The sequence below is a fragment of the Delftia sp. S65 genome (assembly GCF_016516495.1).
GTDB classification, from domain to species: domain Bacteria; phylum Pseudomonadota; class Gammaproteobacteria; order Burkholderiales; family Burkholderiaceae_C; genus Comamonas; species Comamonas acidovorans.
The window spans coordinates 259,107-272,817 of the sequence record NZ_JACVUR010000003.1 but is presented as its reverse complement, the minus strand read 5'-3'; the positions used below and the strand labels follow the sequence as shown (position 1 = coordinate 272,817).

General features: G+C 52.2%; 15 protein-coding genes and 3 pseudogenes. 2 read left to right on the top strand and 16 right to left on the bottom strand.

From position 1 onward, the window contains the following. Nucleotides 1-31: 31 nt before the first annotated feature. Entirely contained in the window at nucleotides 32-835 is an 804-nt protein-coding gene (locus IAE24_RS04840) for an SDR family NAD(P)-dependent oxidoreductase (protein ID WP_199959522.1), read from the bottom strand. A gap of 204 nt (nucleotides 836-1,039) precedes the next feature. Then, a complete protein-coding gene (locus IAE24_RS04835) occupies nucleotides 1,040-3,388 on the bottom strand; it encodes a bifunctional salicylyl-CoA 5-hydroxylase/oxidoreductase (RefSeq protein ID WP_199959532.1) in 2,349 nt (782 codons plus the stop codon). Nucleotides 3,389-3,575: 187 nt separating this feature from the next. On the opposite strand from IAE24_RS04835, the gene IAE24_RS04830 reads away from it, so the two are divergent. Both IAE24_RS04830 and IAE24_RS04825 read left to right on the top strand, forming a co-directional pair. Then, nucleotides 3,576-3,830 (top strand): DUF7661 family protein, encoded by a 255-nt coding sequence (locus IAE24_RS04830; RefSeq protein WP_199959540.1) that lies wholly within the window; start codon nucleotides 3,576-3,578, stop codon nucleotides 3,828-3,830. After that, the gene (locus tag IAE24_RS04825) at nucleotides 3,827-4,573 is read left to right on the top strand and encodes an enolase (RefSeq protein WP_199959542.1); all 747 of its coding nucleotides are present in this window, start codon (nucleotides 3,827-3,829) and stop codon (nucleotides 4,571-4,573) included. The genes IAE24_RS04830 and IAE24_RS04825 overlap by 4 nt, the downstream gene beginning before the upstream one ends. A 19-nt stretch (nucleotides 4,574-4,592) precedes the next feature. Here the strand turns inward: IAE24_RS04825 and IAE24_RS04820 are convergent, their stop codons facing one another. The 14 genes and pseudogenes from IAE24_RS04820 to IAE24_RS04755 form a co-directional block, all read right to left on the bottom strand. Continuing rightward, nucleotides 4,593-4,994 (bottom strand): hypothetical protein, encoded by a 402-nt coding sequence (locus IAE24_RS04820; RefSeq protein ID WP_199959544.1) that lies wholly within the window; start codon nucleotides 4,992-4,994, stop codon nucleotides 4,593-4,595. 176 nt (nucleotides 4,995-5,170) lie between these two features. Next, nucleotides 5,171-5,425 carry an SCO4402 family protein gene (locus tag IAE24_RS30220; protein WP_442778795.1) on the bottom strand — a complete coding sequence of 85 codons (255 nt, stop codon included), beginning with the start codon at nucleotides 5,423-5,425 and terminating at the stop codon, nucleotides 5,171-5,173. Between the two features lie 275 nt (nucleotides 5,426-5,700). Continuing rightward, the gene (locus IAE24_RS04810; protein ID WP_199959546.1) at nucleotides 5,701-6,126 is read right to left on the bottom strand and encodes a DUF6896 domain-containing protein; all 426 of its coding nucleotides are present in this window, start codon (nucleotides 6,124-6,126) and stop codon (nucleotides 5,701-5,703) included. A 139-nt stretch (nucleotides 6,127-6,265) separates the two neighbouring features. Then, nucleotides 6,266-6,574: pseudogene (locus IAE24_RS04805) on the bottom strand (RHS domain-containing protein); the annotation flags it as partial. Nucleotides 6,575-6,872: 298 nt separating this feature from the next. Beyond that, on the bottom strand, nucleotides 6,873-7,199 hold the full coding sequence (locus IAE24_RS04800) for an Imm58 family immunity protein (protein ID WP_199959557.1): 327 nt from the start codon (nucleotides 7,197-7,199) through the stop codon (nucleotides 6,873-6,875). 150 nt (nucleotides 7,200-7,349) lie between these two features. Further along, nucleotides 7,350-8,072, bottom strand: a complete 723-nt coding sequence (locus IAE24_RS30715; RefSeq protein WP_233626110.1) for an RHS repeat-associated core domain-containing protein — start codon at nucleotides 8,070-8,072, stop codon at nucleotides 7,350-7,352. 355 nt (nucleotides 8,073-8,427) lie between these two features. Beyond that, the gene (locus IAE24_RS04790; protein ID WP_199959559.1) at nucleotides 8,428-9,006 is read right to left on the bottom strand and encodes a hypothetical protein; all 579 of its coding nucleotides are present in this window, start codon (nucleotides 9,004-9,006) and stop codon (nucleotides 8,428-8,430) included. After that, entirely contained in the window at nucleotides 9,003-9,437 is a 435-nt protein-coding gene (locus IAE24_RS30710) for an RHS repeat-associated core domain-containing protein (protein WP_442778794.1), read from the bottom strand. Before IAE24_RS30710 ends, IAE24_RS04790 begins: the two co-directional genes overlap by 4 nt. Before the next feature lie 399 nt (nucleotides 9,438-9,836). Continuing rightward, nucleotides 9,837-10,322: a hypothetical protein gene (locus IAE24_RS04780; protein WP_199959561.1), complete on the bottom strand. Its 486-nt coding sequence runs from the start codon at nucleotides 10,320-10,322 to the stop codon at nucleotides 9,837-9,839. A 326-nt stretch (nucleotides 10,323-10,648) separates the two neighbouring features. Continuing rightward, nucleotides 10,649-11,273, bottom strand: a pseudogene (locus IAE24_RS30210) (RHS repeat-associated core domain-containing protein); the annotation flags it as partial. A gap of 203 nt (nucleotides 11,274-11,476) precedes the next feature. After that, nucleotides 11,477-11,722 carry a hypothetical protein gene (locus tag IAE24_RS04770; RefSeq protein WP_199959570.1) on the bottom strand — a complete coding sequence of 82 codons (246 nt, stop codon included), beginning with the start codon at nucleotides 11,720-11,722 and terminating at the stop codon, nucleotides 11,477-11,479. After that, nucleotides 11,722-12,395 (bottom strand): annotated as a pseudogene (locus tag IAE24_RS04765) (RHS repeat-associated core domain-containing protein); the annotation flags it as partial. The gene IAE24_RS04770 and the pseudogene IAE24_RS04765, both read right to left, overlap by 1 nt. Before the next feature lie 121 nt (nucleotides 12,396-12,516). Further along, entirely contained in the window at nucleotides 12,517-12,870 is a 354-nt protein-coding gene (locus IAE24_RS04760) for a hypothetical protein (protein ID WP_199959572.1), read from the bottom strand. A gap of 353 nt (nucleotides 12,871-13,223) precedes the next feature. Continuing rightward, nucleotides 13,224-13,448: an RHS repeat-associated core domain-containing protein gene (locus tag IAE24_RS04755; RefSeq protein WP_325100507.1), complete on the bottom strand. Its 225-nt coding sequence runs from the start codon at nucleotides 13,446-13,448 to the stop codon at nucleotides 13,224-13,226. Nucleotides 13,449-13,711: the final 263 nt, after the last annotated feature.

The window sequence follows — 13,711 nt, the reverse complement described above, 5'->3', positions numbered from 1 at the left end:
GAATTCAGAAAACGGGGGGAGTGGACCGGGTTCAGCCGGTCATCACCTCGCCGCCGTCGACGGCAATGGACTGGCCGTTGACCGAGGCGGACGCCGGCAGGGCCAGCCAGGCCACGGTCTCGGCCACTTCCTCGGGCTGGACCAGGCGGCCCTGCGGGTTGCGTTCGGCCAGCCTGGCGCGGGCCTCATCCGCCGTCATGCCGGTCTTGTCCACGATGTTGGCCACGGCGCCGCGCACGATGTCGGTCTCGGTATAACCGGGGCAGACGGCGTTCACCGTCACGCCCTTGCCCGCCGTCTCCAGCGCCAGCGAGCGCGTGAGGCCGATCACGCCATGCTTGGCCGCGCAATATGCGCTGACATAGGCATAGCCGATCAGCCCTGCCGTGCTGGCCACATTGATGATGCGGCCCCAGCGCGCAGCCAGCATGCCCGGCAGCGCGGCCTGCATGCAGTGGAAGGTGCCCGTGAGGTTGACGGCCAGCATCGCCTGCCACAGTGCGGCATCGGTGCGCTCGAACTTCTGGCTGCTGGCCTGGCCCGCGTTGTTGACCAGCACCTGCACGGGACCGAAGGCCGCCTCGGCCTGCGCGAAGGCCTGGCGCACCGAGGCCTCGTCGGCAATATCCGCCTGCACGGACTGCACCATCTGTGCTGTCTGGGCCGTGCCGCCCAGCTCGCGCACGGCAGCCTCCAGCGCCGCACCATCGCGTCCCAGCAGCGTGACCCGCGCGCCGCGCGCCAGCAGCGCCCGCGCGCAGGCCAGGCCTATGCCGCGCGCCCCGCCCGTCACCAGGGCATGGCGCCCTTCAAGAAGATTCAAAGATATGGTCATTTCAATCACCCGTGGCGATGCGAGCCACCCGCAACCTATGAAACCGGCGCGCCACACAGCGAGGGACGCCGAGGAAGGGCCTGGGCCGGCCGCGCCGCCCCGCACCGACGGTGTCGCCGGTGGCCCGTATGCCCCCCTCCCGCGAAGCGAGAGAGGGCGCCGTGCACACGGGGGAAGGCGCGAAGCGACTCAGGGGGTGTAGTTTCATTTCGCGTCCAACTGCGCCATGGCGGCGGCGCGTTCGAAGTTGGTTTCCAACTGGCGCTTGCCGGGCTGGTACTGGTTCGGCCAATCCACATCCTGCGCACCGAGGCGCGCAGCCTCGCGCAGCGTCCAGGCCGCATCGGCCAGGTGCGGACGCGCCAGCGCGCACAGGTCGGCGCGGCCCGAGGCGATGATGGCGTTGGCATGGTCGGCCTCGAAGATGGCGCCCACGGCAATGGTCGGTATGCCGGCTTCGTTGCGGACACGGTCGGCAAACGGCGTCTGGTACATGCGGCCGTACACCGGCTTCTGGTCGGGGCTGACCTGGCCCGAGGAGCAGTCGATCATGTCGGCGCCCGCCGCCTTGAAGTGGCGTGCGATCTCTACCGCATCGTCGGGCGTGATGCCGCCCTCCACCCAGTCATGGGCCGAGATGCGCACCGACATGGGCCGGTCCTGCGGCCAGGCTGCGCGCACCGCCTCGAACACCTCCAGCGGAAAGCGCAGACGGTTGTCCAGGCTGCCGCCATATTCGTCATCGCGCCGGTTGGTCAGCGGCGAGATGAAGCTGGACAGCAGATAGCCGTGGGCGCAGTGCAGCTCCAGCCAGTCAAAGCCCGCTGCCGCGGCGCGCCGCGTGGCGGCCACGAAGTCCTCGCGCACGCGGTCCATGTCGGCGCGGGTCATGGCGGCGGGCACTTGCGAGAGGCCCTCGATATAGGGTAGGGCCGATGCCGACAGCAGCGGCCAGTTGCCCTGCTCCAGCGGATGGTCGATCTTTTGCCAGCCCAGCTGGGTGGATCCCTTGCGCCCCGCATGCCCCAGCTGCACGCCAATGTGCGCCCCGCCCTGCGCGTGCACGAAATCGACAATTCGCCCAAAGGCCTGCGCCTGCTCGTCGTTCCACAGGCCGGGGCAGCCGGGCGTGATGCGCGCGTCGGGCGAGGTGCAGGTCATCTCCACCATCACCAGGCCCGCGCCGCCCATGGCACGCGCGCCCAGGTGCACCAGGTGGAAGTCGCCAGGCACGCCGTCGGTACAGGAATACATGGCCATGGGCGAGACCACGATGCGGTTCTTCAGCCGCAGGCCGCGCGCCTGGTAGGGCGTGAGCATGGGCATGGGCGGGCGGCGGCCTTCGGGCACCGTCTCGCCCGCATGCTCGGCAATCCAGCGCTCGAAGCCCTGCAGCCAGGCGGCATCGCGCAGGCGCAGGTTCTCGTGCGAGATGCGCTGCGAGCGCGTCAGCAGCGAATAGGCGAACTGCTCCGGCTCCAGGCCCGCATAGCGCTCCACGTTCTCGAACCATTCCGTGGAATTGCGCGCCGCGTTCTGGATCTTGAGCACCTCCACGCTGCGCACCTCCTCGTAGTGGCGCAGGCCGGCCTCGATGCCCCCCGCAGACCGCAGGCTGCGCGCCAGCTCGATCGCATCCTCCAGCGCCAGCTTGGTGCCCGAGCCAATCGAGAAATGCGCCGTGTGCGCCGCATCGCCCATCAGCACCACGGGCACGCTGCGCGGGCCGCGCGGCGTGTCCAGCGCGTTCCAGTGCACCCAGGTATTGCAGATCACGCGCGGAAAGCGGATCCAGATGGCCGAGCCGCGCAGGTGCGTGGCATTGCTGACCAGGGCATGGCCGTCCAGCCAGGGGGCGAACAGCTTCTCGCAATAGGCAATGCCCTCTTCCTGGCTCATCTGCTCGATGCCGGCGGCCTGCCAGGTCTCCTCGGGCGTCTCCACGATGAAGGTGGACATGCCGTCTTCGTAGCGGTAGGCATGGGCCTGGAACCAGCCATGCTCGGTCTGCACGAAGGCGAAGGTGAAGGCATCGAACACCTTGGTCGTGCCCAGCCACACGAAGCGGCAGCGGCGCTGGTCGATATCGGGCCGAAAGGTATCGGCATAGCGCGTGCGCACCTGGCTGTTGATGCCGTCCGAGGCGATGACCAGGTCGGCGTCGTACTCGCGCGCAATCGCCTGGTCGTCCTGCACGAAGTTCTCGAACACCAGCTTCACGCCCACGTCCTCGCAGCGCGCCTGCAGGATGTTGAGCAGCTTCTTGCGGCCTATGCCGATGAAGCCGTGGCCGCTGCTGCGCAGGCTGCGGCCCTTGAAGTGGATGTCGATATCGTCCCAGTGGTTGAAGGCGTCACCAATCGTGAGGGCCGACACGGGATCGGCCTCGCGCAGGTTGTCCATGGTGGCGTCCGAGAACACCACGCCCCAGCCAAAGGTGTCGTAGGGCCGGTTGCGCTCCACCACCGTGACCTCGTTGGCGGGGTCCTGCAGCTTCATCAGCAGGCCGAAGTACAGGCCGGCGGGACCTCCACCGATACAGACGATCTTCATACCGCAAACCCTTTTCTCGCAGGGCGACGGCACAGGACGCCCCAGGTTCAGAATTCAGGCCCAACAATTTTAAGCCTGAATAGTTTAGGTTTGAAATATATAGACGAAACGCCGGCACGAACCTAGGGAGAACACGCATGAGCGCCTCGACAGCCGCTACGATGCCGGATCGCCAGGAGGATCTCCCTTGGAAAAATACCGGTTCAATGTCTTCGGCCGCATCATCGCCATCGAACGCGCGCAGGCCCAGTGGCGCTGCTTCAACGTCGGCGCCGACGGCAAGCGCGCGCCCGCCCTGCTGGCCATTCCCTGCGATGTCACCCACGCCGAACTGGCGCAGTACCTCTACGACATCTACCACGAGAGCGCGGCCGCATCGGACCAGGACATCTTCAAGATCACCCCCGGCACCACCATCCCCTCACCCAGGAGTCCCTCTTGACCCAGCAAACCGAAGTCCGCGAACTGAAGCCGGGCCTCAGCCCCTTTCCCGCCGCCGCCGACATCTTCGTGGCCGACCAGCCCTGGCTGGCCGAGCACCTGCTGCCGCTGATCTCCATCGACCTGGGCCTGGTGCGGCCCGAACTGGCCGGCACCGTGGTCCACATGCTGTGCCCCGTCGAGCCCTTCGAGGGCTGCATAGGCGATGAGACAGAAGCCCACCACAACGCCTTCACCGCCCCCAACTGGTTTGCGCTGGAGCTGACACCCGACAACCGCTACCGCTTCCTGGGCAACGAAGGCTTCTTCCAGCGCGCGCCGCAGCATGGCGGCCAGTTCACCAAGGACGCCTTCGCCTGCGAGCACACCGACGAAATGCTGGCCAGCCACGCCAAGGCCAGTGCCTACTACGCCGAACACGGCCGCCTGGCCAGCTACTCGCGCTACGGCAAGGGCGAGCCCATGGAGCACGACTACCTGGACAGCCTGGGCGGCGGCATCTGGTACGGCAACTGGACCAGCCACCCGCCCATTCCCCCGGCCTTTCAGCTGGACGAAGCGGAAAACGCCGGCATGGGCGATGAACTGGAAGACGACGGCATCCGCATCACCCGCGACGGCAAGCCCTTCTTCCACGTGGCCAACGTGGCCGGCTACAACTGGTGCGCCACGGGCGCGGACAGCATCCTGCTGTTCTACGAACCGGAAAGCCGCACGGTGCTGTTCACCTTCGACTGGACCTGAGCCGGCCGAGCAGCGCCGCTCAGACGCGGCCCTGCTCGGGCGTGACGATCAGATGCGCCAGCAGCGGGCGGATGCGATCGTCCTGGTAGTAGCCGCCGTATTCCGTGTAGCGCAGAAAAGCGGCATTGCAATGGTGGCAGCGCCAAAGCGTGCAGCGGTTGTACGGGTGCCAGCCCAGGGCGATGGGGGCATCCGGCGACCACTGGTTCGTGCCCTGTGGGTGATATTCATCGAGCATCTCCCGGGTGTCCGGCGTACCCAGCGCGCCGACCTGCAGCAGATGCGAAGTCTTGTCCGCTCCCGACAAGGACTCCCAACCCGGTTTCCACAACACCGCGCAGTCTGCACATCGCTGCTGCTCGGCCGCCGCCGCGGCGAAGGCTCTCAATTCGGGCTCGGGAAGGGGGGTTGAAGTTGTCATGGAACGGTGCCTCGGTTTTTATGGATTGTCTGGCAGGTTTGGGGGTGGGCTACCGGCGTGGAAAACATCTTGCTGTTCCACGAACCTGGAAACGCTACGGTACTCTTCACCACCGACTGGACATCACGATCAGCCATGGCCTTGCCCCGGCTAGTCGGCTGGCAGGCATGCCCGTGTCAATCCAGCGGCTCGGGGCAGCCAGCGGCGTTGCTCCCCTCCAGACAATCGAACGCCCTTTCGGCACAGGCCACCACCCTCGTCCATTCGCCAACTTGCATGTAGAAGCTGTCCGGCATGTCCGTGCCGTACGCCTCAAAGACGGCATTGATGGCATCCACCAACTGCCCCATCAGCGCTGCCTCCTGCCCATCGAGAAGAATTTCACCGATCGCCATACGAGCATCACTGCCAAGATCCGTATCGTCAAAAATGAAATGTATGGCCTAATCAAAATGGTCGTATTGAACGCCTGCAGGGAAATCATGGTTCACCCAGGCTTTCATTTGATACTTCAAATCCTTGAGTTTCCTCAAATATCCGAGCAACTCCATTCTCATTTCAGGATATTTCAAGCGAGGCATCTCAATATCTCCTATCCTGTTACCCGCCGATTGTGAGTAGCCCTGGAGCGTGTTATGCACTTTATAAAATAAATAAGATTTTATCTCCCTTATTAACTAGATTAATAATTAAATTAATGACAGCATTAAGATGAAAGGAACTTATAATACCCCGTTGGTAGCACCTTCACGATCTCTCCTGTAGATTCCAAATAAATCAAGGCAGATTTGATCGCATCGTCTGCATCTTGGTTTTTGAAATTAAATTTAATCGATTCGAAATAGAAAAATAATCTATTTGCGCTAAAAAAATCTCCATTCGACAGGAAATAATCATTTATATCAATAACCGTACCTTCATGAGAGAATTCATAACCACATCCATGCTTTTTAAATTCCCATTTATTCATTTCTTCATCAAAAACAAATCCGCTGCGAGGAAGAAATTCTATATTTGATAGCTTCACAAGATCACTATGGGCTCTGATGAAAGAAAGATGTAGAATCTCCTGTTTTTCTACATATTTTTTTATGCCAAAAGCAATATTTTTAATAAGGGAATAATCTACCATAATCAATACCTTGTTCTATTTGAACGAGCAGCGGCGGCGTCTTGAGCCTGTTCCCATCTTATCTTTGCGATATCGGGAGGAACATCAAGCACTCTAACAGGCACTTCGTCAAGTCCAACTTTCGCATCTATTCCCAATTTGGGTCTCTTATGTAAATTGATAGATTGATTCCGCCATTCAATCCCATCGGATCTTGATTAATATAGGCCCCACCACCGGATCGTAATACCGATGCCGGTTGCAATACAACCCCGTCTCCCTGTCATGGTGCCGGATCGCCTTGTTGATGCCTTGCGGGTTGTATTCCTGCAGCACATTGCACCAGGGGTCCAGCTTGGCAGCCCAGGCCACCTGGCCTGTCTGGGGTCGGTCAGGGCGATTGGTGCGCCCAGATGGTCGCAGTGGTAGTGGTGGAGGCGATGCGGACGCGCTGTTCTTTTCCTGTTTCTGCAGTTTGTGGTCTTGCTGCAGATAATTAATCGCATGAGCGAGGGTGAGATTAATAGAATAAGTAAGCGCAAAAATTTGAAAAATTCCTTAAACTTGCGCTTGAACTATGAGTATTTAATACTAAGCTACTATCCCATGTTTCCATGGAAGTTGCTGTATTTAGAAGAAGTAATTATTTATATGACTATTATTGATGGAAATATAATTTATTATAAATAACTTACATCATTTACTTTTCTATTGCTTCAACAATATAATTTGGAATTTATTTTTTCCCAAAAAACATAATCTAATTTTCAATATTCAACCTTTGCCAATCTACCCGAAGAGAAGATAAATCTAACATCGCCATACCATATCAGATCATTTTCCATTTTTATTTGAGGGTTAACTGCTTTTTTATTGATGGATGAGTTCTTTAACTTATATGCAGTCTGCTCCATATCCATCCCTCTCCATTCTCGCTCGATGAGTGAAATGACATTATCAATATCTGCGCGCGCTGATTCACACCCTTGACTTGAGTAAGATAATGCTATTGATTTATCGACAACCGAGTATGCCAAGTAAATAATCACCAAAATTAGCGCAATTATCAAGATAAATGATTTGTTTATTTTCATAAAATTATTGACCTGCTTTGGCGGCATCTATTGCAAAAGTGCGGCAGTGATTGGAATTGAATGGATTTCAATTATATTTTTCTCTATCTTTATTTTCTGAAATTTCTTCTGCGTAGTCAGCAACTTTTTTAGGGTCGGCAGAACTACAGGTTAACTTTGCCGGTGACCCTTTGCCTGATCTCTTGAAAGCTGCTCCTCCAGATTCCTCATGGAATCATCTGTTGGAACACCATCTTTACCTATTTTTAGATTAGGCATTGGAGTTTTCCGAACGTTTCCGTCGTCTTGGGGTAGTTTAGAGCCCATAATTCCTTTTGCATTTGGGTTATATCTACCGTATTCGAAGTATTGTGTTTTCCCTGAAGTATCATATGTCAACACACCACTATGCCCACCAAGCCATGTGCTTGTTTTACCTTCGGCGTACTCAACCGGATAATCTGGAAAATTAACAACGCAGGCTTGCTGTAAGCCTAACGAATCTATCCACCCCGTGAGATTTACAGGGTAGATATAGTGATTATTACCTCCCATCAACCCAATCGGATCCTGATTGATATAACTCCTCACCACCGGATCGTAATACCGATGCCGGTTGTAATACAGCCCCGTTTCCCTGTCATGGTGCTGCCCCGGCAGCCGGATCGCCTGGTGGATGCCCTGCGGGTTGTATTCCTGCAGCACATTGCCCGAGGGAACCAGCTTTGCAGCCCAGGCCACTTGGCCGGTCTGGTCCGTCAGGGCAATTGGTATGTCCAGATGGTCGCAGTGGTAGTGGAAGATGGTGATGTGGGCGTGCTGTTCTCTTTCCTGTTTTTGCAGTTTAGGCCTGCATGCCGCTGAGCAGGCCTGTGGTGCTGTCGGCGGCCCCATTGGCTCGGTACCTGGAGAGGGCTTTGTGCGTCTGCGATGGAGTTGGGTTACTGTTCCATCCTGACCATACCCACCCGCGCAACTTCGCTGTTTCGGACATATCCTCAGCCTATGGAAGCTCTGTATAAATCAAACTTCCGAAAAGCAGGCTGTTAAAAATCAATGACTTTCAATGCCTACAAAGTAGAAACCGTGCTTTGTGCAGAAATTCCCTAAGTAAATACCCAGCCTGGCCCCAAAGCACAGTCAATTAATTAGAATAAATACCCCACTTGCGTTAATAGCAATAAATACACCGAATTCAAAGATATAGATAATCCGCAACAAACCAATCAATGATCTCCTAGCAAGAATTCTATTGATAATCAATTTCTACTAAGCAGATGTAAGATTGCGATTTATATGGAGTTCTCATGGTCATCCTTGCATGTGTAGGCTTACTTGAGAAAATAGCATTTCTCCCTTCAATATTCCTGGAATAGAGAATTATTTCATCTTTGTTTAAAAGCATATGAATTTGAACATTTTCCAAATTCCTCGATATTTTCTGCCTACTCTTTTTATCAGGGCTATTTATATAAATCGTTCCACTATTTTCTATTTCTTCCAACAGAACCGATAGCGAATTTTCTTGCTTCCCCTTTGATTCATACTCATTTCTATGTCCGACACCAAATGCATATTTTACAGGAAGAAAATTACCATTCTTTATTAACCCAGGTTCAACCATCCAAGAATAGTTGATTTCATTTTTCTCATTACTTCTATCATTAATAATCCATATTTTTTGATCTTTATCAATGATTTGAAAACTGGCTACAAATTTCTTTGAATCTACGCCAACCAAACATTCTGGCTCTCGATTTTCAATATCTTTGGCGTACGATGAAGAAAAATTCAAACAAATAGCAAATACATAAAATAAATATCTCATCGTCGAGTGCCTATTGTTCTAGTCCTGATTTTTTGCATAATTTCCAATATATCGTACGTATCTGCTGTAGGAGCGGTGCCTGGCCCGGTGGGGTCGCTCTTCAGTCGGGATTTATTGCATTTTTTGCCAACTGGTAAAGGCATTGATTTAGGAGAGGAAGGAATACTATCGTGGCTTCTTGTCAGTGGATTTGAGGGATAGGTGAAGAAATTTACCCCATCCATCAACCCGTTCGGATCCTGATTCACATAACTCCCCACCACCGGATCGTAATACCGATGCCGGTTGTAATACAGCCCCGTCTCCTTGTTATGGTGCGGCCCCGGCAGCCGGATCGCCTGGTGCATGCCCTGCGGATTGTACTCCTGCAGCACATTGCCCCAGGGGCCCAGCTTGGTGGCCCAGGCCGCCTGGCCGGTCTGGTCTGTCAGGGCAATTGGTGTGCCAAGATGTTCGCAGTGGTAATGGAGGATGGCGATGCGCGACTGCTACGCTTTTGCCTGTTCCTGCAGTTAGGCCTGCATGCATGCCGAGCACGCGCGTGGTGTCCTCGGTCTGTTCGCCCAGAGATCGGGTCCAGGATTACTCGTCCATCTGCATTCGAAAGACTTTTAGCGCGTTACAATTATTAGAGAATTATCAGTAGAACTGCCCCGGATATTTTGCAAATACTGAATCAAGCGATATACTCAAGTAAAACAGGTTATCTTCTTTAAGAAGCTAGAGCGGAAATAATAAATTAGCTAGATTTTTTTCCATCAAAGTAAATTTGATATCTTTTAAATTCCTGCAGAATCTTATTTTTGAGTAAATTATTTATTTCAATCTTTTTACCGTGAATCGCCAGCCTCATCTTGATATTCAATAAACTCCTCCAAAACAAAAGTATTATCAGAACTTATTAATACACCAATCTCCGCCGAATAACAAGATAATTTAGGGTAGAGAATAATGCCGCATTCATGAGATTTAATTTTTCTTTTCTGCGCCATGGTTTGTTTCACAATGGATTCTTTTTCTTTATTTCTCCTTAAATCAAGAAGGCTTACCGCATTTAATTCGTTATCAATTTCTGATTTACACAAAATTGTCGCAAAACCCATGTCGTCATCGTAGTTTAAGTAACTCAATTTGCAGGAATCTGGAATATAAATCTCATAATCATTTATATCAATAATAGAATGTTCGTGAATATTCTTGTTTTTTAATTTAAATTCAGCTGATTGATTACAACCAGATATAAGAAATATTGTTGATGGCAATAAAATTGCCGCATGAAGTATGTTCTTGATTTTTTCGAAATAAAAATTAATCATCTTACTAAATCTATTTATGGGATTGGTTTTGCAAGCGGTCCCCCGGTTAGCGTTCCGGGTACCTTCAAGCCACTTTTATATGCTTCGCGCATAGCTTTGATAGCTTCTTTTTCGGATTCTCCCGCTTGTTCATTCATTGCCTCAAGATCTTGAGCGGATTTCTGACAATTGGGCGGTGTTGGTACAGCAATACATTTGTATAAATCTGATTATTCCCGATTGGCTTTTTTCGTCTTTTGCTGTGCATCTGCCACATCTTTTCCAAAATTTGCAGATTTCCTTGCTTTATTTGCTGTACTTGCAGCCGCACCAACACCTCCTTGCCCTTGCAACCCCAGTGGATCTATCCACGAAAGCGGATCTACTGGGTAGTCATAGTGATTAGTGCCTCCATTCCATCCAATCGGATCCTGATTCACATAACCCCCACCACCGGATCGTAATACCGATGCCGGTTTTAATACAGCCCCGTCTCCCTGTCATGGTGCTGCCCCGGCAGCCGGATCACCTGGTGGATGCCTTGCGGGTTGTATTCCTGCAGCAAATTGCTCCAGGGGTCCAGCTTGGCGGCCCAGGCCACTTGGCCGGTCTGGTCTGTCAGGGCCATGGGCGTGCCCAGGTGGTCGCAGTGGTAGTGGTGGATGGCGATGCGGGCGTGCTGTTCTTTTTCCTGGTCCTGCAGCTTGGCCTGCATGCCGCTGAGCAGGCGCGCGGTGCTCTCGGCCTGTTCGCCCAGGATCGCCTGGGCACTGGGCGGCAGGCCGTGGTCCAGGGTGTGGCGCAGATGGCGGGCGGCGTCTTGCTGCATGTCGCGCGGCATGGCGCTGAGCATGGTTTGCATGGGGGCCAGGGCCGGCGTGTGGCTGGGGTCATCCTGGTCGGGCAGGCCTGCGCCGATGGCCTTCACCAGCAGGTAGGTTGGTCTTGGGGATCGCCGCTGGCCATGGTGTTCCAGGTGTTCCGCTTGGTGCAGGCTGTGATTGTTGCTGTCGAATGTGTAGCGATTTGGGGTGAGGACTGTACGAAAAGACATTGCTCACTAGATTTTTCGCCACTGGTCTTTAGTTTGTGTCGACGCGCTGGATGGACTAAGTAGTCCATTCGTTTCTATTAATTTCGCGTAAGCTGTTAATTAATTCGATACAATGTAATTATTAATTTTTATTGCCATCGTGCTGGCTTTTCTTTTTTTTATTTCCTATTAAAATAGCGAAAATAATAAATGCCACGCCCCAAAATACACCACCCCATTTTCCAAAAAAATCTAGAAACGAAAGCGCCAGCCAATAAATAAAATAGAACGGAGATGATTTTACTCCTGACTGAACATTCACTCCATCAGGCAACCCAAGTGTGACAACAATGAAGAAGCAACCAATTAAGAAAAGTAATTTTTTCATTATCTTCCTAGGCGAATAATTCTTGACCCTCTCTTCCAATTATCTTTAACATCATAAGCATTGGAGAATGGATCTACTTTTGGATCGAATGGCATTTGATACGCTGGATCTCTACCTGCATATACGCAGCGGCATCCCTGTGGAGGATCTGCAGTTGAATTTGCAGGGGGAATGAAGTGCGTAGATTTTTTTAAATCGCCAGATTTGCAAGTAAGTGAATTTTTATCTGAACAATCCCATTCAATACATGGAAGATCAAGTGGATCTCCTGGATACCCCGGATTTGGCGTTTGCGTCATGTTCGCAGCAGCCTCATATGCTGCGCGACGAGGCAGATCGCTACGCAAAATAGGTCTTGGTATTTGTCCTCGTGGATAGTATGTTCCCGCCGCAGGGGGACCAATTGAGCGTAATCCCATCGGATCTGTCCAATTCAATGGATTTTCATGGTAATTGAAATGATTAGTTCCGCCTAACCAACCAGTCGGATCCTGATTGACATAACTCCCCACCACCGGATCGTAATACCGATGCCGGTTGTAATACAGCCCCGTCTCCCTGTCATGGTGCTGCCCCGGCAGCCGGATCGCCTGGTGCAGGCCCTGCGGGTTGTACTCCTGCAGCACATTGCCCAGGGGTCCAGCTTTGCGGCCCAGGCCACCTGGCCCCTCTGTTTTGGGGGGCGCTGTATTGGTAGTGGATAGGGATGATCTGTTTGTTATTTGTATTGTGCTTACAGTTAGGCTTGCATGCTGCTCGCTAATATAGTATTGAATTTAATGGTATTTTGGTAATTAGTTATCTTCGCAGGTTTCATTTTTAAATTCAGATATTATTCCATCGATATTTGAAAAAAACCCACCGTCAACTTCTTTTGAACAAGCTTTATCAGATTTGCAATCCATCCAATCTTCTGAAAGACGAGAAACTTCCTTTTTCATTTCGCAAAGTAAAAGATTTTTATTCATAATATGGTTTTTCATATTTGAAATGCCATGAATTCCATTGGCTGCTCTTATTGCAATATACTGACTATTTAAGAAATTCATATACTCCATAGTGTATTGATTATTTTTATAGATACCCAGCCAATATCCTGCATAGACTGATATAGCAATGACTATTGCTTTATATATATATATTCTCATACAAAGATTTTATTGACCAGGCGCTGACATACCTGGGAGTGGCCCTGACGGCATGACTCTTAGCTTTTGGCTAATGCATTTTCCCCCAACTCCGATTTCGGATGGAGATGGAGGTCTTATCACCCCAACACCTCTAGAGTCCGGGACAATGATGTCTGTGGGAATTGAAACTTCTTTGGTTTCTTTATTCTCCTGTTTCGTGCAAACAATTGCTTCTTCAGTCCTCTTCTGCATATCATCCTTGCCTGAGATTTTGTTCCTCAATTCTGCAAATGAATCCGTCACATCGGAAACTTTCTGTTTCGTCTGATTCCAGCCTTCAGCAATTTTCCCCGTTGATGTTGGATCTGGCTTTACCGGAGGTTTAGGATTTTTCCCGTAAAACCACTTTTACCTCTCCCCATCTTATTTAATCCCAGTGGGTCAATCCAATCCACAGGATTTGTTGGGTAGCTGCTCATATTTGCACTTCCAGTCAACCCAATCGGATCCTGATTGATATAACTCCCCACCACCGGATCGTAACACCGATGCCGGTTGTAATACAGCCCCATTTCCCTGTCATGGTGCTGCCCCAGCAGTCGGATCGCCTGGTGGATGCCCCGCAGGTTGTACTCCTTCGCACATTTCCCCAGGGGTCCAATTCCATGGCGCAGATCGTCTTTCCTCTCTGGATCGTTAAGATTTAATTGCTCTGCGTCTCCATAGAGGATTTTTCATTGGCAAATATCTCTAATAAATCACGAAATAACTTTCGGCTTAATTCATCTGATTTATATAGATTAAAATTGAACTCTCTATCCTCTATTCTCTTGATAACGCTGATTAATGAATCATCGTT